This is a genomic window from Halocola ammonii (assembly GCF_049334165.1).
GTDB lineage: Bacteria > Bacteroidota > Bacteroidia > Flavobacteriales_D > Sanyastnellaceae > JBEGHD01.
On record NZ_JBEGHD010000001.1, the window covers coordinates 386,850 to 408,700 of the forward strand.

At 41.5% G+C, this 21,851-nt stretch carries 16 protein-coding genes and 1 tRNA gene; 7 read left to right on the forward strand and 10 right to left on the reverse strand.

Features of this window, described 5'->3' with window-relative positions:
* Nucleotides 1-11: 11 nt before the first annotated feature.
* Complete coding sequence (locus ABHV44_RS01555) at nt 12-941, reverse strand: PfkB family carbohydrate kinase (RefSeq protein WP_459072878.1); 930 nt, start codon at nt 939-941, stop codon at nt 12-14.
* 156 nt (nt 942-1,097) lie between these two features.
* Nucleotides 1,098-1,171 (reverse strand) — tRNA-Asn (locus tag ABHV44_RS01560).
* Between the two features lie 140 nt (nt 1,172-1,311).
* Between ABHV44_RS01560 and ABHV44_RS01565 the strand changes: the two genes are divergently transcribed.
* The 5 genes from ABHV44_RS01565 to ABHV44_RS01585 all read left to right on the forward strand — a co-directional run bounded on the left by ABHV44_RS01565 (nt 1,312) and on the right by ABHV44_RS01585 (nt 6,024).
* A complete protein-coding gene (locus tag ABHV44_RS01565) occupies nt 1,312-1,770 on the forward strand; it encodes a hypothetical protein (protein ID WP_459072879.1) in 459 nt (152 codons plus the stop codon).
* 154 nt (nt 1,771-1,924) lie between these two features.
* Nucleotides 1,925-3,403: a M48 family metalloprotease gene (locus ABHV44_RS01570; protein WP_459072880.1), complete on the forward strand. Its 1,479-nt coding sequence runs from the start codon at nt 1,925-1,927 to the stop codon at nt 3,401-3,403.
* Between the two features lie 7 nt (nt 3,404-3,410).
* Nucleotides 3,411-4,967: a DUF6770 family protein gene (locus ABHV44_RS01575; RefSeq protein WP_459072881.1), complete on the forward strand. Its 1,557-nt coding sequence runs from the start codon at nt 3,411-3,413 to the stop codon at nt 4,965-4,967.
* A 170-nt stretch (nt 4,968-5,137) separates the two neighbouring features.
* Entirely contained in the window at nt 5,138-5,557 is a 420-nt protein-coding gene (locus tag ABHV44_RS01580; RefSeq protein ID WP_459072882.1) for a hypothetical protein, read from the forward strand.
* A 32-nt stretch (nt 5,558-5,589) separates the two neighbouring features.
* Entirely contained in the window at nt 5,590-6,024 is a 435-nt protein-coding gene (locus ABHV44_RS01585; protein WP_459072883.1) for a VOC family protein, read from the forward strand.
* Here ABHV44_RS01585 and ABHV44_RS01590 read toward each other — a convergent pair whose 3' ends face one another.
* The 5 genes from ABHV44_RS01590 to ABHV44_RS01610 form a co-directional block, all read right to left on the reverse strand.
* Nucleotides 6,025-7,428 (reverse strand): PP2C family protein-serine/threonine phosphatase, encoded by a 1,404-nt coding sequence (locus ABHV44_RS01590; RefSeq protein WP_459072884.1) that lies wholly within the window; start codon nt 7,426-7,428, stop codon nt 6,025-6,027.
* Between the two features lie 83 nt (nt 7,429-7,511).
* The gene (locus ABHV44_RS01595; protein ID WP_459072885.1) at nt 7,512-8,192 is read right to left on the reverse strand and encodes an outer membrane beta-barrel protein; all 681 of its coding nucleotides are present in this window, start codon (nt 8,190-8,192) and stop codon (nt 7,512-7,514) included.
* A gap of 9 nt (nt 8,193-8,201) precedes the next feature.
* Nucleotides 8,202-8,954: a LytR/AlgR family response regulator transcription factor gene (locus ABHV44_RS01600; RefSeq protein WP_459072886.1), complete on the reverse strand. Its 753-nt coding sequence runs from the start codon at nt 8,952-8,954 to the stop codon at nt 8,202-8,204.
* Nucleotides 8,955-8,985: 31 nt separating this feature from the next.
* Complete coding sequence (locus ABHV44_RS01605) at nt 8,986-12,252, reverse strand: PAS domain S-box protein (protein ID WP_459072887.1); 3,267 nt, start codon at nt 12,250-12,252, stop codon at nt 8,986-8,988.
* Nucleotides 12,253-12,260: 8 nt separating this feature from the next.
* Complete coding sequence (locus ABHV44_RS01610; protein WP_459072888.1) at nt 12,261-13,817, reverse strand: toxin-antitoxin system YwqK family antitoxin; 1,557 nt, start codon at nt 13,815-13,817, stop codon at nt 12,261-12,263.
* A gap of 596 nt (nt 13,818-14,413) precedes the next feature.
* Between ABHV44_RS01610 and rpiB the strand changes: the two genes are divergently transcribed.
* Together rpiB and ABHV44_RS01620 are read left to right on the forward strand one after the other, a co-directional pair.
* Complete coding sequence (rpiB, locus tag ABHV44_RS01615; protein ID WP_459072889.1) at nt 14,414-14,860, forward strand: ribose 5-phosphate isomerase B; 447 nt, start codon at nt 14,414-14,416, stop codon at nt 14,858-14,860.
* A 14-nt stretch (nt 14,861-14,874) separates the two neighbouring features.
* Nucleotides 14,875-16,464 carry a M28 family peptidase gene (locus ABHV44_RS01620; RefSeq protein ID WP_459072890.1) on the forward strand — a complete coding sequence of 530 codons (1,590 nt, stop codon included), beginning with the start codon at nt 14,875-14,877 and terminating at the stop codon, nt 16,462-16,464.
* A 14-nt stretch (nt 16,465-16,478) separates the two neighbouring features.
* On the opposite strand, the gene ABHV44_RS01625 is transcribed toward ABHV44_RS01620, so the two are convergent.
* The 3 genes from ABHV44_RS01625 to mnmG form a co-directional block, all read right to left on the reverse strand.
* The gene (locus tag ABHV44_RS01625; RefSeq protein ID WP_459072891.1) at nt 16,479-17,594 is read right to left on the reverse strand and encodes a peroxiredoxin family protein; all 1,116 of its coding nucleotides are present in this window, start codon (nt 17,592-17,594) and stop codon (nt 16,479-16,481) included.
* A 209-nt stretch (nt 17,595-17,803) separates the two neighbouring features.
* A complete protein-coding gene (gene amaB, locus ABHV44_RS01630; protein ID WP_459072892.1) occupies nt 17,804-19,357 on the reverse strand; it encodes an L-piperidine-6-carboxylate dehydrogenase in 1,554 nt (517 codons plus the stop codon).
* A gap of 576 nt (nt 19,358-19,933) precedes the next feature.
* The gene (mnmG, locus tag ABHV44_RS01635) at nt 19,934-21,805 is read right to left on the reverse strand and encodes a tRNA uridine-5-carboxymethylaminomethyl(34) synthesis enzyme MnmG (protein WP_459072893.1); all 1,872 of its coding nucleotides are present in this window, start codon (nt 21,803-21,805) and stop codon (nt 19,934-19,936) included.
* Nucleotides 21,806-21,851 lie beyond the last annotated feature (46 nt).

The following is a 21,851-nucleotide window of genomic DNA, read 5'->3' on the forward strand; positions in this document are numbered from 1 at the left end:
AGGAGAAAATCCTAGTTATCTACCAGAGCGATGTCAAAATCAACAAGGCTGACAAATTCCTGAATTCGGGTATCGATTTCTTCCTGGGTGAGGCTCATTAATCTTTCGGTTCCGAATTTTTCGCAAGTAAAAGATGCCATTGCCGAACCGATAATGATTCCGCGCTTCATGCTTTCGAAAGAGTGATCCTGAGCGTGGGCCAGGTAGCCAACAAATCCGCCCGCGAAAGTATCTCCGGCTCCGGTTGGGTCAACTACATCCTCGAGTGGGAGCGCAGGAGCGAAGAAAACGCGGTCACCGCGGAAGAGCAGAGCACCGTGTTCACCTTTTTTAATGATTACCGTTTTTGGACCCATCGTGTAGATCTTTCGGGCGGCTTTCACCAGTGAGTGTTCGCCAGATAGCTGACGAGCTTCTTCATCGTTGATGGTAACCACATCCACTTTGGCGAGTACTTTTTTGAGGTCATCCAAAGCTGAGTCCATCCAAAAGTTCATGGTGTCCATCACCACGAGGCCGGGGCGTTTTTCCATTTGCTCAAGTACAGAAAGCTGCACCTGTGGAGCCAGGTTCCCGAGCATGACCACGTCAGGGTTTTTCCAATCATTTGGAACTTCTGGTTCGAAGTCTGCCAGTACGTTGAGCTCAGTGGCTAGTGTGTCGCGCGAGTTCATGTCGTAGTGGTACTTGCCCGACCAGAAAAAGGATTTTTCGCCTTTTTTGATTTGGAGTCCACTGAGATCTATGCGTCTCTTTTTCATCTCGTCCATCATGTCCTGAGGGAAATCATCTCCCACAACGGAAACCAGTCCAGAGCGTTCTACAAAAAAGGAGGCGGCAAGGCCGATGTAAGTAGCAGCCCCACCGATAATTTTATCGGTTTTTCCAAAAGGCGTTTCTATGGCGTCAAAGGCAACGGTGCCCACTTCAACTAACTTCATGCTGTAAAATGTTTTTTTTGCGTTGGCAAGCACATCGTTTCGCGGCTTGCTGTTCAGTTTCTCCGGCAAAGATATTGTTTCGAATCGAAGTGAGGGAACCAGTGGGACAGAATCAAAAAAACCCGCTACTCGAAAGCAACGGGTTTTCGTTTTAAGCTCCTCAGGCTGGACTCGAACCAGCGACCCTCTGATTAACAGTCAGATGCTCTAACCAACTGAGCTACTGAGGAATGTGTTTTTCCAATTTTTAGAAGCTATTTCTGCTCCCGAAAAATGGAGTGCAATATTACTGCAATCATCCAAACTGTGCAAAACAAATGGAAAATATTTTTTATCCTATTTTTAGCACTCTACACAACACATTTAAACCATGAGAATATTTTTCTTCCTCCTTGCCATTTTGATAGTCTGTCCGGCTGCTTTTGCCCAAACTAATTACACTGATCTTCAATCCGAAATCACAGCGGTGTGCGGAGTACCGAGCTATGATAGTGTTGTAGCTGACAAAGAGTTTTTAGACTCACTGAATGTGAATGAAATTAATGTCGGTCTGGAAGATTTTTTGCTTGACAAAGCGTGGGTCTACTATTTGAGCTACGGTTTCAATCACAAAAAAGATGATTTAAAAGAGAGCTGGTCCTTGTTCGAACGATGCTGGGAGGAGTTTCAAAACAAAAGAGCGCTCTACAATCTGATTGTCCTAAGTCGCATTCAAAACAATTGCGAAAAACTGGATAGCCTTTCGAATCTTTTCAAAGAAAAATTTTCTGATTTAGAAGATGTAGCTTCACACATTGAGATTAAGCGAATGAGGGAGGAATGCCAGTAGCTTTTTTGCTGGATTTGTATGATCCCTAAAAATCTCATTTTCAGCTAATTTTGTTCCCCTACGAACTATACTTCCCGATCAGTCAGTATTTCAGGTTTGAATTTTACCCCGATAAGCGATATATTGCCGGCTGTTTTACTACCGAGCTATAAAAATGAAGCCTTCTATTCTAACCTTTTTCTTCTTCTTATTCTTCTCAAGATTTTTTTTCGCACAGGATCTCTATCAAAATTTTATCCCCTGTTTTGATTACGAGCCTACAGCGGAAGAGTACACAAACCTTATCAATGCCTTCAACGAGATTGAAGTGACATTTCCTGAGATGCAGAGAAAAACTCGCAAGGAATACGAAGAGCTGCTTTTAAATAGAAAGGAAATGGTTGAGCGAATGAAGGAGCGCAGTTCGTTGATGACGAGCGATTCTTCTGGAGTGGTATTAAAAGAAATGCTCAGCCACATTGTGGCTTCCAATCCAGGGTTACTGACAAAAGAATATCAAATTTTCATCTTGCGAACCTTCAGGGTTAATGCCTTCAATATGGGTGGAGGTGTGGTATTTATCAGCGAAGGGCTCCTAAGTCATGTGCGGTCGCTCGATGAAATAGCTTTTGTGATTTGTCACGAGCTTGCACACGACATTGAGCAACACACGATCCATTCCGCACGCAAGAGAGCGCAAATCCTGACCGACAAATCTTTTAAAAAAGAAGTTAGGCGGATTAAGCGAATGAAATACAATCAATCATCCGCTATAAGCGAATTTTCACTTAGCCTTCAGGCCGACATTTACGAAAAGTCTGTGGATAAAGAACTGCAAGCAGATTCACTGGGTCTTCAGCTTTTTCTAAATACAGATTACGACTATTCTAAGGTGATTGATGTGATGAACACACTCAGCCTTTCAGATTGGCCTATTTATCGCGATTCGATTCAACTGGATAAACATTTGTCGTTTGATGATTTTCCTTTTCAGGATGATTGGACGAAAACTCATTACGAAACAGACATCGGAGGGAATCTTGAAAAACTTTACGAAATCCCCGATTCACTGAAGACTCACCCAGATACAGAATTGAGGATTGAGGAAATCGCTAAAACACTCAATCTGGAACTGAAAGAAGCTCCCGCGGACTCTTTTTACACAGACCTCAAAAACCTGTCGCCCACTCTTCTTCGTGCCAGATTTGAAATGCTTCACTTGCTTGCGAAATACGACAATCGGGACTATCAACTTTACCACTCCCTGCAGCTACTTGAACACTTTCCAGAAAACCAGTATTTGAAAAACTCGGTAGCTGAAGCCCTCTACGAAATTTATGCTGCAGCACTTGAACATGAGTTTTCGGCTGTAGTGAATATGCCTTCGAGCCAGTACCATCCTGCTTTCAATCAAATCGTAAATTTTTTGCATTCCATCCGCACTTCTGAGATCAAGGAGTTAGCAAAAATCTACGCAAAACAGCATGTGGCTCCACGACAAAAGGATGATGTGTTTTCAGGATACGTAATGCTTTTGATAAACAGCATGGACCAAAGTGAAAAAGAACGAGCCGAACTAGCTGCCACTTTCAAAAAACAATTTGACAACGAAGAGTACCACTCCAAATTGAAGAATAAATTCATAACCAAATAATTCAATAATGAAAAACCTAGTTTTAACCTTAACCATGCTCATAGCATGTTCTGTATCACTGATCCAGGCTCAAACTACCAGCATCACTGGAGTAAAATCATTTCAGTCGGGTAACTCAGGATCAATCTTCGATAACAATGAAGTTCTTGGCTATTACTCATTTTACGTGACAGATAAAGTGAGTCGAAGAGAGAAAAAATACCTTCTTCAAATTATGGACAACAATATGAAGGTGAGCCACGAAATCGAGTTTGTGAAATCAAAATATTACTACTTCCTCGAAAGTGCTTACAATGGTGAAGCACTTTGCTTTTCGTTTTACAATGCGCAGTTTAGAAGAGTGGAGTATCTGCTCTACAGCAGAGAAGGCGAAAAGCTGGGTGAAACCAATACCAACGAGCTAAATTCAGCTGAGATTGAAATGATCTTCCAGGTAGTTGGTGATGAGGATAATAATTACTCTGGTGGTCTCACAGCTATTCCAAACGAAGGGTTTGTGCGCTACGAAATGGACTACAAAAAAGGAGTTTGGATGAAAATGGTAATGTTCGATAATAATGGTAAGCAACAATGGATTGCCGATTCGAATACAAAAGCCAAAAAAGCATTTGAATCTGGAATTCCGTTCTATTCTGATGAAAATATTGTTGCTACTTTCTTTAGTACCCGCTCGAAAAGAATGAGCGTCAAAGACCAGGTCTCAATGATCTTGTTTCACGATGCTCAATCTGGTGACCTGCTTTTCCAAAGCGAACCAATAAAAGCGAAGAAAAAATTTATGCCTAATGGTGTTTCGTATGACGCCATTTCAAATGCCTACATGGTGTATGGAGAGTACTACGACTTTACAGACCGGATAGGAAAAGACGAAAGTAAGGGACTCTATTTTCAATCATTAAATGCAGACGGAAAATTGCAAAGCGAAGGGTTCGCTTCGTGGAAAGAAGACATTTACCCGAACTTACCTGCCGGAGACGATCTTTATGACAAGGACGCGAACCTGACCATCCACAACATGCTGAGAACTGCAGATGGAAAGGTGTTTGCTGTTGGTGAGCAGTTCAAAAAGACTGCCAGTGCTCTTGGAATTGCCGGGGCAATGCTCGGAGGTGAGACTGCTCTTGTTCAACTCACTATCCTAAATCTGGTTGTATTTGAATTTAATGATAACCTCGAGGTACAAGACATCAAGGTATACGAAAAGGATAAATCAAGAGTACAACTTCCTCAAGGTGCAGGGCTGAACAGCCCAACAGCGCTGGCGTATTTCGCAAGGTTCTACGGTGCATTCGATTACAGATACACGACCACGGCCAACAACTTTGAAACTTTTAGTGTGGCGTACATTAACTTTGACAGAGAAAAAGGGGAAAAGAACAATTACGTTGTAGGTAACCTCTTGTACGATTCAGAAAACCAGGAACTCGTTAGCGATTTGATGAAGCTCGATGATCGTCCTTCTTCATTTGCAGTTTACCCGGCAAAACCGGGATATTTTGGCTTGATCAAATACTATAAACGCGATGATCGCCTTCGCTTCTCACTTGAAAAGATGAATCTCTAACCTGATTTTTTATCAATTAAAAAAAGGCTGTCAAAAAAATTGGCGGCCTTTTTTACGCTTTAGCCTCAGACCTGTATAGTCACTTTTACAACCAAATGAAAATGCAATAAAACTGACTGGTTCAAGTTCTCATTATACCTTATTTCTCGTTAAATAAAAACTAATCTATTGTGAAAACAATCAAATTATTATCTCTGCTTTTAGTCTTCTTTATTCTTGCCTCTTGCTCTAAAGATGAAGAGGTCAACAATTGTGAAAATCCTCCTAATTCAGAAAACTCTATTCAAGGATACTGGAGTCAAACCATGATGGCTAATGGATTGGCAGGGTATCAGGAGTTTGAACCAGGTGAAATTATATGGACGTTTAGCTCCAACAATCAGGTGACTTTAGAATTCAATATTCCTGATTCAGAAGTTGAACAAAATCTTCCTCTTGAACCAGGCACACACACTTACACGATTGAAGACGGTCAGGTAAAATTTGCGGATCAAACGAGCTGGTACGACTACTATTTCGAAAATGGTCAGCTCATTATCGAAAATGATCCTGAGGCGGATGGTCCGAGGATGGAGTTTGAGGAGTTCTGATTAACTTCGGAGCGAAATCAAACAACACCATCATGCCAACAATTAATCCCTATCTCACCTTTTTAGGTAACTGCGAAGAAGCGTTCAAATTATACAAAAAGGTTTTTAAAAAGGAATTTGCTCACATTGGGTATTTCCGCGATATGCCTCAGGATGAAGCCAATCAAATGCCCAAAGAACAGCTCGACAGAGTGATGCATGTTTCGTTGCCAATTAGCGAAGAAACCGTGTTGATGGGGAGTGACACCGGTGGCGAATGGGCCGATAACACGGTGATTGGAAACAACATTACCATTTCGATAACGGCTGAAACCAAAGAAGAGGCGGATAGAATTTTCACTGAACTTTCGGATGGTGGAAAAGTGACGATGCCAATGGAAAAAACGTTTTGGGGAGATTACTTCGGGATGTGCACCGACAAATTCCAAATCAACTGGATGGTGAGCTGGAATGAAAATGCTGGCTAATTAAACCCTCACTCCTACAACACAAACATCGTCAGTTTGTGGCGTTTCTCCCTTCCAGTCGAAAAAAGATTTTTCGAGTGTTTTTTCCTGAGTGATCGCGTTGTGATTGGCGATTCCTTTAAGTAATTCTCTAAAGCGTTTACGACCAATTTTTTTGTTTCGAGATCCGCCAAACTGGTCGCGGTATCCATCGGAATAAAGATAGATCATGCTGCCTTTTTCAAAATCAATTTCCTGACTTTCGAATGGCTGCATGTTTTCATCGCCAATGGCTCTTCGATCGCCTTTAATGTCAATCGTTTCCGATCCTTTCACAATTGAAATGGATGAATTGGCACCTGCAAACTGCAGTTTGCTATTGGCCCGATCAAGAACGATAAATGCCAAATCCATTCCATCCCTAATGTCATTTTCTCCATGGCGCTGGAGTTCCTTTCGGATTTGGTTTTGGAGAGAATCAAGAATCTCGTTGGGTGTTTTCAGTTGTTGCTCCTCTACGGCCCTCGCGATGGCCGTGTGGCCCATCAAACTCATAAAAGCACCCGGAACACCATGGCCGGTGCAATCGATCACTGAGATATACTCTAAGCCTTCTCTTTCGTAGATGTAGTAAAAATCTCCGCTGACAATGTCCTTGGGTAAATAGAATACCGCAAAAGTGTTTTCTTTGGTTTGAAGAAATTCCCTCGAAGGCAAAATCACTTTTTGCAGTCGCTCTGCATAACGAATGCTCGATTCTATTTCTTCGTTCTTCTGCGAACTTTCTTTCAATAGATCTCGAATTTTTAGCTCATAGCGATAATTGCTGTTTTTCAAAAAGATCATTCCCAAAATCAGAGAAATTCCGGCAAAAGACGAGGCAATTGAAATGAAAAATTGATTGGAAATATAGATTCCCAGGTCTTCTGGTGCGGCACCGAGCAGGTCATGAATGGTGTTGTAGAAAATCAGAATTGCCAGATTCACAGCCAGACTGAAAATCAAGCTCGCTCTTTCCTTTATGTGAAAGATCATTAATGGAATGAATACAAGTCCTATGAGGAAGTAGCGCGGGTTGTAGTAGCTTCCGGGATGGATGAGTTCGGGCTGGCTCACCTTAGATTGAATTGTAGCAAAAAGCGCAATGAGCGGCAGACCTATCGACAACAGAATTCGAGTCACCTTATTGAATCCAAAATAATTGAGTGCCAAAATGGTGAACAGCAAAACCTGCAAAATGAGCAGCCAGCCGATGACAATTTTGTTGTCTGGGAAGATGAAATAAAAAGTAACCAGGAGAGCTACAGTAAGCAATAAAATGGACACACTCAGTTGGTTAGCGAGGACTAGATTTCTGCGAAGAGAATTCGATTTGTCCTGATGAACTCCGGCATTGGAAATAACTTGCCAAACGTGTGCGAGCATAGCTTTACTGAATAGGTAAATTGTGTGAATTACCTACGGAAAACGCACTGCCAAGGTTTTATTTAAAGAAGTTAGGATTGAGCTCAATAGAGCAAGAAGAAAACCCCGATACGATAATTGAGTTGGTTGGTCCTACTTTCAAAGGTGCCTTCATCCAAATTAGATTGGAAAGCATCGGAGGCTGCCATGTTGCGGTAACGGGCTCTAGAGCCCGGCATGTATGAAGCTGAAAGATCAATTCCGAAATCACTGTTCTTTCCAAAGGCTATCATAACCCCAGCTCCAAAAGAAGTGTGGAAAGCGGTGCCGTGAAAATCTGTGTCTGTAGGATAGTCATCTACGTATTCCTCTTGCTCATCGCCAGATACCATGATGGTAGAAAAGAATGAAGTACCGCCAATTTTGGCTTCGGCATAAGGATTAAACATAGCTTCTTCAAACAAAGTGTATCGCACCACTCCCTGATAAGTGAAAAAACAATCCTCTTCAAATACCTCAACTTCGTGATGTGCTCCGTTGATGATAATTTCCTGATTGTAGGTTTCTCCTGAATACATGGCTACACCGAGTTCTCCTCCTACTCTCCACTGCGAATTTTTGATCTGATAAAGACCTGCGAAAGAAACTCCCTTTGGAGCAGCGTCCACATTCTCATTGAAATCGTCCAGCGTGTTGAAAATATTGAAATTTACTCCGCCAATGGATTGAGTGAATCCAACCGCAGTTGCCAAAAAGAAAAGCGCTATGGATAAAAGTAACTTCACTTCAGCAAGTTACAACAAATTTATTCTCGATGCCAAAGCTTCCTTGTAAGAGCCACCGATGGCAATCTCCTTATCGGGATGATCTTCCATTAGTAGGTTGTTATTCTGAATCGCTTCGATCTTATCCATGTTCACGATGTAGGATCTGTGAACCCTCAAGAAAACATTGTCTGGAAGTTTCTTTTCAATGTCTTTCATAGTGGAGTGAATCGTGTAGGTTTCTCCACTGGTGTGAATCATCACGTAATCTTTCAGGGCTTCCACGAAGTAGACTTCATCGGTTGGCAATTTCACCAGTTTTCCCTGGCTTTTTACGAAAAGATAGTCGGCTGTGTCTTTGTGTTGCGCGAGTGATTTTAGAAGGTCGTTTTCGAGTTTCAGCTCGTTTTCTTTGCCGTGTTTGTGGATGGCCATTTCGATGCTCGTGTGCACATCGATTTCCTTGAATGGCTTTAGAATATAGCCGTGCGGCTCAGTAATCTTTGCTTTCGAAAGCGTCTTTTCATCAGCGTAGGCTGTGAGGAAAATAATTGGAATATCGATTTCCTTCTTGATTTTCTCCGCAGCTTCAATACCTGTCATATCGCCTTTGAGCATGATGTCCATCAGGCACAAGTCCGGTTTTAGCTCCAGGGCAAGAGAAATGGCTTTCTCACCGGTGTCGACAGAACCGACCACGTTGTATCCCAGTTTTTTCAGACTTCTTTCGATGTCCTTTCTAACGATGCTTTCGTCTTCTGTTACTAAAATATTGATTGCCATTTTTTATCCTATCTATTTAGTAGTAAGTGTTTTATTTCTTTTCGAGCTGCTCAAAAGTAATCAAAAACGAGGTGCCTGTATCGTTGCCTACTTCGAGTTTTGCATCGAGCTGTTCGGAGAGTGTGTAAACCAATTGAATACCGAGTGAATCCGATTCTTCGTGCTTAAAATCTTCTGGCAGCCCCACTCCATTGTCGGCTACCAACAGTGAAATCGTACGTTTATTTTGCTTCACATGGAGTTTGATTGTGTTGTCTCTGCTTTCATCTGCTTCTGGAAATGCATATTTGAGTGCATTACTCACCAACTCGTTTACGATCAGCCCACATGGAATAGCCTGATCGATAGAAAGATAAATTGTATCAAAATCAGTATCCAGCTCTACAGGGCCGGTTGTGTAGCTGTAAGAGTGAATCAAATTTCTAGAAATCGTTTCGATATACTGAGTAAACTCAATAGACGAAAAATCTGTGGTTTGGTAAAGCGACTCGTGAATGAAAGACATGGATTTTATCCTGTTCTGACTTTCTTTGAGAATGTCCAGTGTGTTTTGATCTTTCACGTAGGACGACTGCAGATTGAGAATGCTTGAAATCACCTGAAGGTTGTTTTTCACGCGATGGTGAACTTCCTGCAGCAGCACTTCTTTTTCTTTCAGCGAGTCTCTAATCTTTCTGTCAATTTCCTTACGCTCTGTAATATCATAAGCCAGACAGCTTATTTCATCAAAGTCGTTTCCTTCAAGGTAAACCGGATTGAGGAAAAACTGAAGCCAAACATTGTTTCCATCTTTGTCTAAAAGTGGTAATTCGAACTGTTGGGGTTTTCCTTTAAATGCTTTCTTGATGGCATCGAGCTGACCCTGGTAAAGATCTTTGTTTACCAGTTTTTTGATGATGGTTATAAATGGCTTTCCGAAATTGAGCGACTTGTCGAAAAGCTCTTTCATGTGCTTCACAAAGTTGATGTTTGTGGAAGTTATCACATGCTCCCTGTTGAGCGTCCACATCATCATATTCTCAGTACTATTGAAAATCGACTCGAGCTTGGCCTGCTGTTGGATGGCGGCTTGCTGGTTTATTTTTGCTTCGGTAACATCCCTCAAAATTGCCCGAATGGCGTGAGGTTTTCCACCTTTGTATCGGATACTGGTGTCGCCTTCCACTAAAATCTGATCACCGTTTTTGGCTACAAAAATGGTTTCCAAATCGTCTGAAACAAACACATTGAAAAGATCTTTGGACGTTTCCACTCTCGGATCGTCCGCAATGTCGAAAATGGTCAGCTTTTCCATTTCCTTTTCGGTGTATCCAAGTGCGTGGAGAAAGGCATTGTTGAAATAAATTAACTTTCCTTTTTTGTCGATACTTAGAATAAAATCGGTTGCATTTTCGAAAATATCGCGGTAGCGTTCTTCACTAGCCCGAAGCTCCTCTTCGGCCTTTTTCAATTCGGTGATATCTCTCGAAACGCCCATTGAACCGAGGATTTCTCCCTCCTGATTTTGAATGAGAGACGCTGACAAAAAGGAGGTGAACATCTCTCCACTCTTCTTTTTGTTCACAATTTCACCAGAAAATGAAGCATTTTTATCGAGCTCCTTTTTGACCTTGTCAAAATCAGACTTTCTTCGATAAAGCATAGAGGCTTTTTTACCCAGGACCTCATCTAGTTTGTAGCCAAAAAGTCGCTGAGCCGCTGTGTTGAACTCTGTGATGATATCATTTTCATCAATGGCGATAATCATGTCAATAGAACTCTCAATGATATCGCGCACGAAGTTTTGAGCCTCCTGAAGTTTTTGTTGCGTCTTCTTATGCTCCTCAATTTCGTGGCGCAGAATAGTGTTGAGCTCCTCGGCAATATTGGCCCTCACCTGCTCTTGCATCAATTGCTTCCGCGTGCTCAAATTGGTGATCGTCACCTGAATAGAAGGTTTTCCTTCAAAAACCGTAAGCGTTGCTTTGATCCCAACTTCAATTTGAAATCCTTCTCTGTCCTGAAGTGAAATTTCACTGTAGTCAACCTCTTCTCCTTCGCGCACAGACTGCAGATTATCTTCCACTTCATCTTTAAATCGATCACTTACAAATTCGATGAAGTTGGTTCCGTAAACATCGTCTTCATCATCAAAACCAAGCAGTGTTAATCCCTTGTTGTTGGTGTATTCAACCTTGTTGTCGATGAGAATGTAAACACCATTCGGAGAGTTTTCAATCAGACTTTTGTAGAGATCGATGCTCTGAAAAAGCGCTTGTTCCGTGCGTTTCCTGTTGGTTATATCATAAAAAAGGACGACAATTACCTTTCGATCGTGATACTGAATATTAGAAGCCGAAGCTTCCAAATACTTCATCTTGTCGTTTTTGGTGTAGGCTCTAATTTCTGTTTTCAATGCTCCACGACCACTGGTGTAGAGTCTGTTGATATCTGTTGTGCGGATAAATTCTGTAATGTCTTTGCCAATTACTTCATCTCTGGAGTGGTAATCCAAAAGTTTGGCAAACTGATCGTTGCAATCAATGATGCTGTTATCGTCAACAAAACAAATACTCTCAATTGCTACGTTAGAAAGCAGTTTAAATCGCTCTTCACTTTCGCGAATGGATTGCTCAAAAATTACCCGCTCAGAAATGTCTTTAACAACTACCTGCAGATAGGATGCATTTTCTACAACGAATGGAATAAGGTGAAACTGGGCGTGAAATTCTTCTCCGTTTTTTCGAGAACAGTTTTTGTAAAAGTCGCTTCTCTGTCCACCCAGCGCCTCCGAAACCTGGCGTGCTAAGAAAGAACTTGTTTTATCCACCTTGCCAGCAATAGCATCGCAAAGTTCTTGAGGCAAACAGCTCTGCATATCTTTGTTGTCGTAGCCGAAAAGCTTGCTGGCGCGTTGATTAAACTCAATGAGTTCCCCTGATTTGAAAATGAAAATAGCATCTGAAGAGGCCTCAAAAATCTGTTCGAACTTTGCTTTTTCCTGCTCAATATCTCCAATAGGATCCGGAGTGTGTCGAAGGAGAATTTGATCCATGCCCTTGTAGACAATTTTCTGAATCAGAATTCTTTTTCTTTCATCGTGAAAAACAGTTTGATCTGAAAACCAATTTTTTACTGAATCCTCATTAATTTCCAATCCATAGAAATCCGTCAACACTCTGTCTTCTCCAATTTGATTTTGAAGCTCGCGCTTCCCGGCACTGTTTAAATCAATGACTTTTAGTGATTTAAATTCCAACAGCACCAGGATATCCACTGGATGATCAAGGAGAGAATAATTGACAGATTGCTGGGTCATGTCCAAATTTACTGAGTTTCTGCGGCATTGGATTTCGATTGCTCCACTTTTACACCATTGATTTTGTATTCGACCCCGTTTTTGTAGCGTATTGTTAGAAAGAGAATTCCATCGCTACCGTAGTATTTCCAGTCACCGCTCTTCACACCTCCTTCGTATTCTCCTTGTTTGGCTTTGTTTCCAGTTGGGTAGTAATAGGTGTGTTCACCAACGGGCATTCCATTCACGAACTCTCCTTCAAATTGCTTTTTGCCATTATCATAAGTGTGAACCCAAACACCGTGTTTTTCGCCATCCACATATTTTCCTTCTTCTTTGTGATCACCCACTCGATACATCCACTCACCATTCTTAAATCCGGCAATGTATTCTCCCTCATGGATGACATTTCCTTCTTCATCGTATTCAACTGACAGTCCATCTTCTTCGCCTCTTCTGTAATATTCTTCCCTTTTCAATGAGCCATCTTCATAATACCACTTCCACTTACCTGTTGGTTTGTTTTCAGAATATTCACCTTCTTGTTCGAGAGCTCCAGATTTGAAATAAAATTTCCAGTCGCCAGTTTTCATTCCGTCCTGGTATCCACCTTCCGATCTTATCTCTCCAGTTGGGTAGTACATTTTCCAACTTCCCTGGTAATCTCCACTTTTATCGACCAGTCCTTCTGCTGTTTTTACGTTGTTTTCATAGATGTAAGAATTGACAACGTTTCCTTCGTCATCATACTCTCTGAAAATTCCCTGTTTCGATCCGTCCTGGTAACTACCGCTTAGTCGGAGATTACCTTGCTTGTCGTATTCTTTCCGAATGTCGAGCATCACAGTTTCTTTTGACTTCGAATCTTTCACCAGTTCACCACCAACGTATTTTTCTACTGTGAGTAGTTCTCCTTTGCGATTGTAGGTTTTAAAAATTCCGTTTTTCAGTCCGTTGTTCCAAACACCCTCTTCTTTGATGTTCTCGTTGTCCCAATAAATAACCCAGGGACCCTGTCGCTCGTCTTTTCCGTTGTAGCGATTTACTTTCTGAATACTATTGATGTAACCATCTTCAAAATTGAGAAATGTAATTATTCGACCGTCTTTGGCATACTCAAATCCTTTTCCCTCTTCCTTTCCATTTTCGAAAGTCACCTTTCTGTAGAGCTCTCCACTTTCGTAATAAAACCTCGCTTCACCCTGCTTTTTACCCTCTTCGTAGTTGTACTCTTCAATGAGATTTTCATCTTCAGAATAAACAAGCTCTTCACCGTGTTTCTTGCCTTGTTGGTAGTTCATTATTTTTTCGAGTGAACCATCTTTACGATAGAACTTCCAGGTGCTGTCGAGTTTAAAATTCTCACGGTTTCCTTCGGTTTTAAGTTCTCCGTTTTCGTAGTAAGTCTTCCAATAGCCTTCTGGCTGGCCATTTTCCATAGTTCCTTCGCTGGAGATAGTGCCATCGGGATATCTAAAAATATTGTAGCCATTCGGATCTATGTCCTCTTTTTGAGCATACGCTGAAAGAGTCAAAAGTAGGACAGAAAATAGGAGCAGACTCCGAATAGTTTTCAAACACTTCATCTATTAATCTTTAATTTTTTTAAAAATATTGTTGTTGTTTATTAGTGCGTTCATTCTGTTTAGAAGAATTGGCTTCGGGGTTTTGAAATTACAGTTTTAAACAAGACTTACCTACTTATGAACACGATGTTACCAGTAAAACGATTGATTTTAAAAATATTACTATCGTTTTTAACAGCATGTTGAGAAAGTGAAGGTTTTACAAGTCACGTTTCAAGTTCGCGTTTTTGATGTTCACAAGGATGTCAAAATTCGGTGATAAAATTCCGGTTTATGCGCTTTGAATTTTAAAAGATCTGCGCAATGGAAAAATTTGGTTCGCTTCGACATCATTGTTAAGAAATAGTTATTGACAAGTTGAATAGGAGTTAACAAAAAGTGTGTTGAAAAGTGAAAAAATTTAGTGGCGCCAACTGGGACTTTTTAGAAGGTGATTTTCGACAATGTTGATAAAATGTGATTTCTGAAACTGGTAAAATCCACTCGAAATTAGTTTGCTTTCAAAACGTCTTGCATTGTTTGGCAAGGCTTGTAGCTGTTGGTGTTTGCACCCGATCGAAAGTATTATCTTTGGAACTGCTATTAAGTAGACAAACATGGAAATAAAAAGTTTAGCAATTGGATCAGATCATGCCGGATATGATTTGAAGGAATACCTCAAGAAGTATCTGGAAATGTGGGGGTATGTGGTAGAAGATTACGGAACCTATTCTAGCGAGAGCGTGGACTATCCAGACTTTGCTCACCCAGTGGCCAAGAGTGTAAATAGCGGAATGCATACCACAGCCATTTTAATTTGTGGAAGCGGGCAGGGTGTTTGCATCACTGCCAATAAATACGAAAAGGTGAGAGCAGCACTGTGCTGGACAGAAGAGCTCGCAGAGCTAACGCGCCAGCACAACAACTCTAACATTCTTTGTCTTCCTTCTAGATTTATCGATGAGAAAACAGCTTTGAAAATTACAGAGAAGTTCCTGAAAACCGATTTTGAAGGCGGACGTCACGATAGGCGAGTTCGTAAAATTGCCTCACTTAATAGTTAAACGAAACAACGATCATGAAATTAGTCAATCAACTTGCCTTTATCGCTTTTGGAATTTTGTGCTTACCGCAAGGCGTTTTTAGTCAGGATAACCAAAAGGCGGAAGAATATGCCAGGACCATTAATCCAGAGGATCTAAAATTTCACATCGACACTATTGCCTCGGATTACATGGAGGGAAGAGAAACCGGAATGAAAGGTCAAAAAGCAGCGCGCGATTACATCACTAATTATTACGCAAATATTGGAATAAACCCAATCGGTGACAGCACTTATCTGCAGACGTTTCCTCTAAAACGCGTTTCTTCAACAGAATCTACAATGAAATTAGGCGATAGCGAATTTCACTTTTTGGAAGATTTTTACTTCTTCGGTGGTTTTTTTGCAGATTCTATTAGAGCTGAGGAAATTGTTTTCGCTGGGTTTGGAATAGAAGACAGTAGCTACAACGATTACGAAAACCTGGAGGTAGAAGGAAAAGTTGTTTTGATGCTCAGTGGAGAACCTGTGGATAGACGAGGAAAATCTCTCATCACAGGTGAAGACCACCTTTCAGAATGGAGCGATCACTACCGCATGAAACGGGAAACTGCGAGAGAAAAAGGAGCAAAGGCAATTTTGGTAGTCAATCAGAATTTCGATCAATACGTTGGACGAATAAAATATTATCTCGAGTCACCAAGAATGCAGCTCGATGACGGATTTCAGGGAGAGGAAGTGCTACCGGCATTTTTCATTTCTCCAGAAGTGGCAGATTTTCTTTTCAGTAAGGCAAAGAAGGGATCTATCGAAGAAGTAGCTGAGAAAATTTCCAAGAAGGAAGGCTCTATGAACTTTGATATTAATTTGCCGTTGCAGATCGATATTCAACGAAATGTTGAGCATTTTACTTCTTCAAATATTCTGGGATATATTGAAGGTTCGGATTTGAAAGATGAGCTCATTGTCATTTCAGCACATTACGATCACATAGGTGTAAACGAGGATGGATCAATCAACAATGGCGCAGATGACGATGCTTCTGGAACTTCTGCCGTACTTGAAATGGCTCAGGCATTTAAGAAGGCGAAAGAAGAGGGGAACGGCCCCAGACGAAGTATTTTGTTCTTGCATGTTTCTGGAGAAGAAAAAGGACTTCTCGGTTCGCAGTATTACACAGACAATCCCTGGTTTCCACTTCAGCAAACCGTGTCAAACCTGAATGTGGATATGATAGGTCGTGTTGATGAAAAGCACAAAGATGACGAAAACTACATCTACGTGATTGGTTCCGATAAATTGAGTACGGATCTGCACGAGATAAATGAAACAGCTAACGATACTTACACGAATCTTGAGCTAGATTATACTTACAATGATCCAAACGATCCCAATCGTTTTTACTACAGATCTGATCATTACAATTTTGCTAAGTACGGCATTCCAGTGATTTTCTACTTCAGCGGAGTTCACGAGGATTATCATCAACCTACCGATACTCCAGAAAAAATCATGCACGAAAAAACAGCCAAAATAAGCCGCTTGATTTTTCACACTGCATGGGAACTGGCCAATCGCGATGAGCGAATCGTTGTTGATGTAGAAAACGACTTCAAAGAGAAATAATCACTGGCTTATTGCTATTCTTTGGACAGGAGTTCATCGATAAAAGCTTCTGTGTTTGCTGTGTATTTATCATACCAGTCGCCAGTTCCAGGTCCGTAAAATCCAGTGTGAATTTTTCGAATCTTCCCTGATTTGTCGATGAAGATACTTGTGGGGAAACTCGATACATCGCTTAAGAAAGGAAATTTTTCCAGGGCAACGTCTTTATCCGCTTCTCCTCCAAGATAAATGTCATAAGGAATTTCGAGTCTTTCTTTGTGGCGCTCCAGGTAGTTCAATCGCTGTTCTGTGGATTGGCCTCTTTCGAACCCTACTGGAATTATTTCCAATCCTTTCTCATGGTATCGCTCGTACAAATTCTTAAAGAACCTGGTTTCATCCAGGCAATTTGGACACCAGCTTCCCATAATTTGAATTATAGTAACCTGACCCTGAAAGTCCTGGTCGTTGAAAGAGACCTCTTCGTTATTGAGATTTGTGACCGAAAACTGAATGGAGTCTGAAATCGCTTGAGTCAGGGAATCGGGGTGTGTGAGTTTTACAGAACTATTGCGCTCACCTATGAAAGTTTCCTTCCATTCTTTGCCGGCCAGGAATGTGCCTGCAACGCTATCTCGCGAAAAAAATCCTTCGAAAAAAACCAGGTGTCCACCGTCAAAAGCGCTCATCCAAAAAGTATTGTCGTCATGTTCTCCTTGAAGAAATCTTGAGTCACCCATTTGTGTGAGAAATGTTCCTGTAAATTGATTGTTGTCTCTTTTATTGAACTGACCGATTGCTGGATACGGATCGTATCCCGGAGCAAAAAAAGTGACATCGTAGCGTTTCGGATCTTGAGAGGATTCCGATTGAATTACTTCAAATGCATCTGATTCGTGGACGGCATAAAATGGAATCATGTAGTCGGGACCGGAAGTGATGCGATGCCAGCTTCCAGAAATTGAATCAGGGGTATGGATCTTTGCTTTACCGAGATTTTCAAAAACTGGCATTGCGAATTGTAAACTATCACCAGAAAAAGTGATGTCTTCCACACCAATTACTTCCAGAGAATTGTAAAAAGTCATTGAGTCATTTTCAACTTCAAAGCGAACTGGAATAGTGCCGTTTTCATGTGAAAAGTAAAGCATCCACTGACCATTTTTGAGATGTGAATTATCTGATGTTTGATCAGAATTATTCTTGGATTGGTTGTCACATGAGAGGAGTAGGAGAGCTAAACTCAATGCCAGTAGGAGAGAAGGAAATTTGAAAGACATTCGAAACGAGGGTTAGTAAATAAAAAAGGCCCATTCCAATTTTGGAACAGGCCTTAAAAGTAGGTATTTTATGCTATTCCTTACAGGTCAAATTTAATGCCCTGCGCCAATGGAATCTGGTCAGAATAGTTGATGGTGTTGGTCTGTCTGCGCATGTAAACTTTCCATGCATCAGAACCAGACTCGCGTCCACCACCGGTTTCTTTTTCTCCACCGAAAGCACCACCGATTTCAGCTCCTGAGGTACCAATGTTTACGTTGGCAATTCCCGTATCTGAACCTTCGTGAGACAAGAACATTTCAGCTTCTCTCAGGTTGGTTGTCATAATCGCTGAAGAGAGACCTTGAGGAACACCGTTTTGCTGAGCAATGGCATCGTCAAGATCAGTGTATTTCATCAAGTAGAGGATAGGTGCGAAAGTTTCGTGCTGAACGATTTCGAAATCGTTTTTAGCTTCTGCAATAGCTGGTTTTACATAGCATCCGCTCTCGTAGCCTTCGCCTTCCAGGACTCCACCTTCAACAACCATCTTTCCGCCTTCTTGCTGCACTTTCTCAATAGCATTCAGGTAGTTGTTGACTGCGTCTTTGTCGATTAGTGGACCAACGTGGTTGCTTTCGTCTAGTGGGTTACCAATTGAAAGTTGCTTGTAAGCGTCCGCTAATTTCTGTTTTACTGTGTCGTAAATAGATTCGTGAATGATGAGCCTTCTTGTAGATGTACAACGCTGACCACAAGTTCCAACTGCTCCAAACACAGCTCCAATAATTGTCATTTTCAAATTTGCATCGGGAGTGATGATGATAGCGTTGTTACCACCAAGCTCAAGAAGTGACTTACCAAATCTTTCTGCTACTGTAGTTCCAACTTTGCGACCCATTGCTGTAGATCCGGTTGCAGAAACCAAAGGAACTCTCTTATCGGTAGTGAGGAATTCTCCTACTTCGGCTCCTCCAGTAAGCATGCAAGAAATTCCTTCAGGCATGTGATTTTCAGCGAATACGTCTGCAATCATTTTTTGGCAAGCTACTGAAGTAATCGGAGTTTTTTCAGATGGCTTCCAAATGCAAACGTCTCCACAAGCCCAGGCTACGGCTGTGTTCCATGACCAAACTGCTACCGGGAAGTTGAATGCTGAAATAATTCCAACAGGACCAAGCGGGTGGTACTGTTCATACATGCGGTGATCGGGACGTTCAGAGTGCATTGTCAATCCATAGAGTTGACGAGAAAGACCAACAGAGAATTCGCAGATGTCGATCATCTCCTGAACCTCACCATAACCTTCTTGAAGTGATTTACCCATTTCGTAAGAAACGAGTCTTCCGAGAGGCTCTTTCATTTCTCTCAAGCGATCACCAATTTGACGGATAACATCACCGCGTTTTGGTGCTGGAAGTTTTCTCCAGTACTTGAATGCGTCTTGCGCAGTTGAAATTACTTTTTCGTAGTCTTCTTTTGTGGTGGTAGAAGTTTTTCCAATTGATTTACCATCCACTGGCGAGAAGGACTCAATAGGTGCTCCCGAGCCGAAGTTGTTCTTTCCGGTGGAAGTTCCGTGATTGGTCTCTTCAATGCCGAGCTTTTTCAAAGTTTCAGCAATGCTGAATTTGTCTAATACTGCTTCTGCCATTTCTTATTTTTTGTTTTTTGCAAAAGTAGCAATTCATACAGGATTGAAGGTAACCTGGGTTTAAAGAATTGAAAATCAGCCTTATTTCGGAAATGGAAAGTTTAAGTTACAGGTAATCAATCAGTTAAAATTTTGCTATAAAACCACCCAATTTTATGAGATCTAGGATTTTTGGTATAGAGATATGTTCTTTTTGGTGATCGTTGAAATTTGAGGCCCTTTTAGCGATTTTTTAAGTGAATAAAGTGATTGCTCGTTAAAAAACTATGTGATCGGATTTCTGCTCGGTACTCGGTGGTCAGAATTCGTGAATGATCTGGAACTTATTTTTCTCCTTTAAAAAGTACACTCGAATTTTTCGAGTCTGCCATCTGATCTTTGAATAAGTGCAAAGCCATTTTTTACTGAATGCGGGATGACTGTAGTTTTAAGTCCAGAGCTTATTGGTGGTTTTTATAAACGGTTAGTAGGAGGATAGCTCTTTCGAGAAATAGAAAAAGCGCGATTCAATTTCCAGAAAGAAATCGAAACGCGCTTTAATGCTTTATCGTGGTTAGAAATGTTCCACGTGGAACATTATCGTCCGAGGTAGATCAAGAGCACCGAAATATCGGATGGGTTTACACCGCTAATTCGGGATGCCTGGCCTAGAGTGGTCGGTTTTACGTTCGATAGTTTTTGAACTGCCTCAGCGGAAAGCGAAGAAAATTTGCTGTAATCGAGGTCGATCGGAAGTTGAACTTCTTCGAGACGCGAAAGCTTGTCAGCCATTTCTTTTTCCTTATCAATGTATCCAGAATATTTCATCTGAATTTCTGCCTGCTCCAAAACAATCTCTTCCTGGTCTCCGAGTGTGGATGCAAATTCTTTAAGTGAATTGCTGACTGGAAACAGGTCATCCATATTTATTTCTGGTCTTGCCAGTACGGAATGAAGTTTTACTTTTTGAGAAAGGGGAGCAGATTTTTTCTCTTCAAGAAGAGGGTTCACATCTTCCGGAGCAATGCTCTGATCTCTCAAAAAATCTTTGACCAAATTGGTTTTTTCCATCTTTTCCTGAACGCGTTTTAGACGTTCATCTGATGCCAATCCAATAGCGTGAGAAAGTGGAGTTAGTCTTTCGTCTGCATTATCCTGGCGAAGCAAAATCCTGTATTCAGCCCGCGAGGTAAACATGCGATATGGCTCTTCGGTCCCTTTATTAATAAGATCGTCAATCAATACTCCGATGTAAGCTTCAGATCTCTTCAGGATCACTGGATCTTCTTCGTTGATGTTTTTGTGTGCATTGATGCCTGCCATCAATCCCTGGCAAGCAGCTTCTTCGTATCCTGTGGTTCCGTTTATCTGTCCAGCAAAAAAGAGGTTTTTAACGAGCTTCGTTTCCAGCGTCAGCTTTAATTGGGTAGGAGGGAAGTAGTCGTATTCGATGGCATAACCTGGGCGAAACATTTTGACGTTTTCGAATCCAGGAATATGTTTGAGTGCTTCCATCTGGATTTCTTCCGGTAAGGAAGTCGAAAAACCATTTACATAAACTTCAACTGTATTCCATCCTTCCGGTTCTGCAAAAATTTGATGCCGTTCTCTTTCTGCAAAGCGTTCGATTTTGTCTTCGATTGAAGGACAATACCGTGGACCTTTTGATTGAATTCGACCATTGAACATCGGAGATCTGTCGAACCCATCTCGTAGAATTTCGTGCACAGTTGGGTTGGTATAGGTAATGAAACAGCTGCGTTGTTCTGTGAGTTTTTTACCCGGCATAAATGAGAAATGTCCCGCAGGTTCTTCACCTGGTTGCTCTACCATTTTGGAATAATCAAGTGAACGACCGTCTACTCGAGGAGGCGTTCCCGTCTTCATTCTACCAGCCTCAAAACCTAGCTTAATCAAATCAGCAGTAATGCCTGTAGATGCTCTTTCGCCCGCACGACCTCCGCCAAAGTTTTTCTCTCCAAGGTGGATCAAGCCATTTAAAAATGTCCCGTTTGTGAGCACAACACTTTTCGCTTTTACCTCGATTCCCATGGAAGTTTTTACACCAGTAATACGATCATTTTCTACTATCAATCCGGTCACCATATCTTGCCAAAAATCGACATTGGGTGTTTGCTCCAGCATCAGTCTCCATTCTTCGGCAAAGCGCATTCTATCGTTTTGCGTTCTGGGACTCCACATCGCTGGTCCTTTGGATCTGTTGAGCATTCTAAACTGGATGGCAGATCGGTCTGCTACAATGCCTGAGTAGCCTCCCATGGCATCAATTTCACGAACAATTTGGCCTTTGGCGATTCCGCCCATAGCGGGGTTGCAACTCATTTGCCCGATGGTGTTCATGTTCATGGTGATCATGAGCACTGATGATCCCATATTTGCGGCAGCAGCTGCAGCTTCGTTGCCGGCATGTCCGCCTCCAACTACGATTACGTCATATTCTTTCAGCATGAAGAATGGGGTTTTGTTCCACGTGAAACATTCGAGATGTAACTAC

Excerpts from the sequence above, each read along its gene's own strand:
- rpiB (WP_459072889.1), top strand. The coding sequence starts at position 14,414 with ATGGAAATAAAAAGTTTAGCAATTGGATCAGATCATGCCGGATATGAT.
- ABHV44_RS01610 (WP_459072888.1), bottom strand. The coding sequence starts at position 13,817 with ATGAAGTGTTTGAAAACTATTCGGAGTCTGCTCCTATTTTCTGTCCTA.
- ABHV44_RS01605 (WP_459072887.1), bottom strand. The coding sequence starts at position 12,252 with ATGACCCAGCAATCTGTCAATTATTCTCTCCTTGATCATCCAGTGGAT.
- ABHV44_RS01575 (WP_459072881.1), top strand. The coding sequence starts at position 3,411 with ATGAAAAACCTAGTTTTAACCTTAACCATGCTCATAGCATGTTCTGTA.
- ABHV44_RS01600 (WP_459072886.1), bottom strand. The coding sequence starts at position 8,954 with ATGGCAATCAATATTTTAGTAACAGAAGACGAAAGCATCGTTAGAAAG.
- ABHV44_RS01620 (WP_459072890.1), top strand. The coding sequence starts at position 14,875 with ATGAAATTAGTCAATCAACTTGCCTTTATCGCTTTTGGAATTTTGTGC.
- ABHV44_RS01625 (WP_459072891.1), bottom strand. The coding sequence starts at position 17,594 with ATGCTTTACTTTTCACATGAAAACGGCACTATTCCAGTTCGCTTTGAA.
- ABHV44_RS01570 (WP_459072880.1), top strand. The coding sequence starts at position 1,925 with ATGAAGCCTTCTATTCTAACCTTTTTCTTCTTCTTATTCTTCTCAAGA.
- mnmG (WP_459072893.1), bottom strand. The coding sequence starts at position 21,805 with ATGCTGAAAGAATATGACGTAATCGTAGTTGGAGGCGGACATGCCGGC.
- amaB (WP_459072892.1), bottom strand. The coding sequence starts at position 19,357 with ATGGCAGAAGCAGTATTAGACAAATTCAGCATTGCTGAAACTTTGAAA.
- ABHV44_RS01585 (WP_459072883.1), top strand. The coding sequence starts at position 5,590 with ATGCCAACAATTAATCCCTATCTCACCTTTTTAGGTAACTGCGAAGAA.
- ABHV44_RS01565 (WP_459072879.1), top strand. The coding sequence starts at position 1,312 with ATGAGAATATTTTTCTTCCTCCTTGCCATTTTGATAGTCTGTCCGGCT.
- ABHV44_RS01555 (WP_459072878.1), bottom strand. The coding sequence starts at position 941 with ATGAAGTTAGTTGAAGTGGGCACCGTTGCCTTTGACGCCATAGAAACG.
- ABHV44_RS01590 (WP_459072884.1), bottom strand. The coding sequence starts at position 7,428 with ATGCTCGCACACGTTTGGCAAGTTATTTCCAATGCCGGAGTTCATCAG.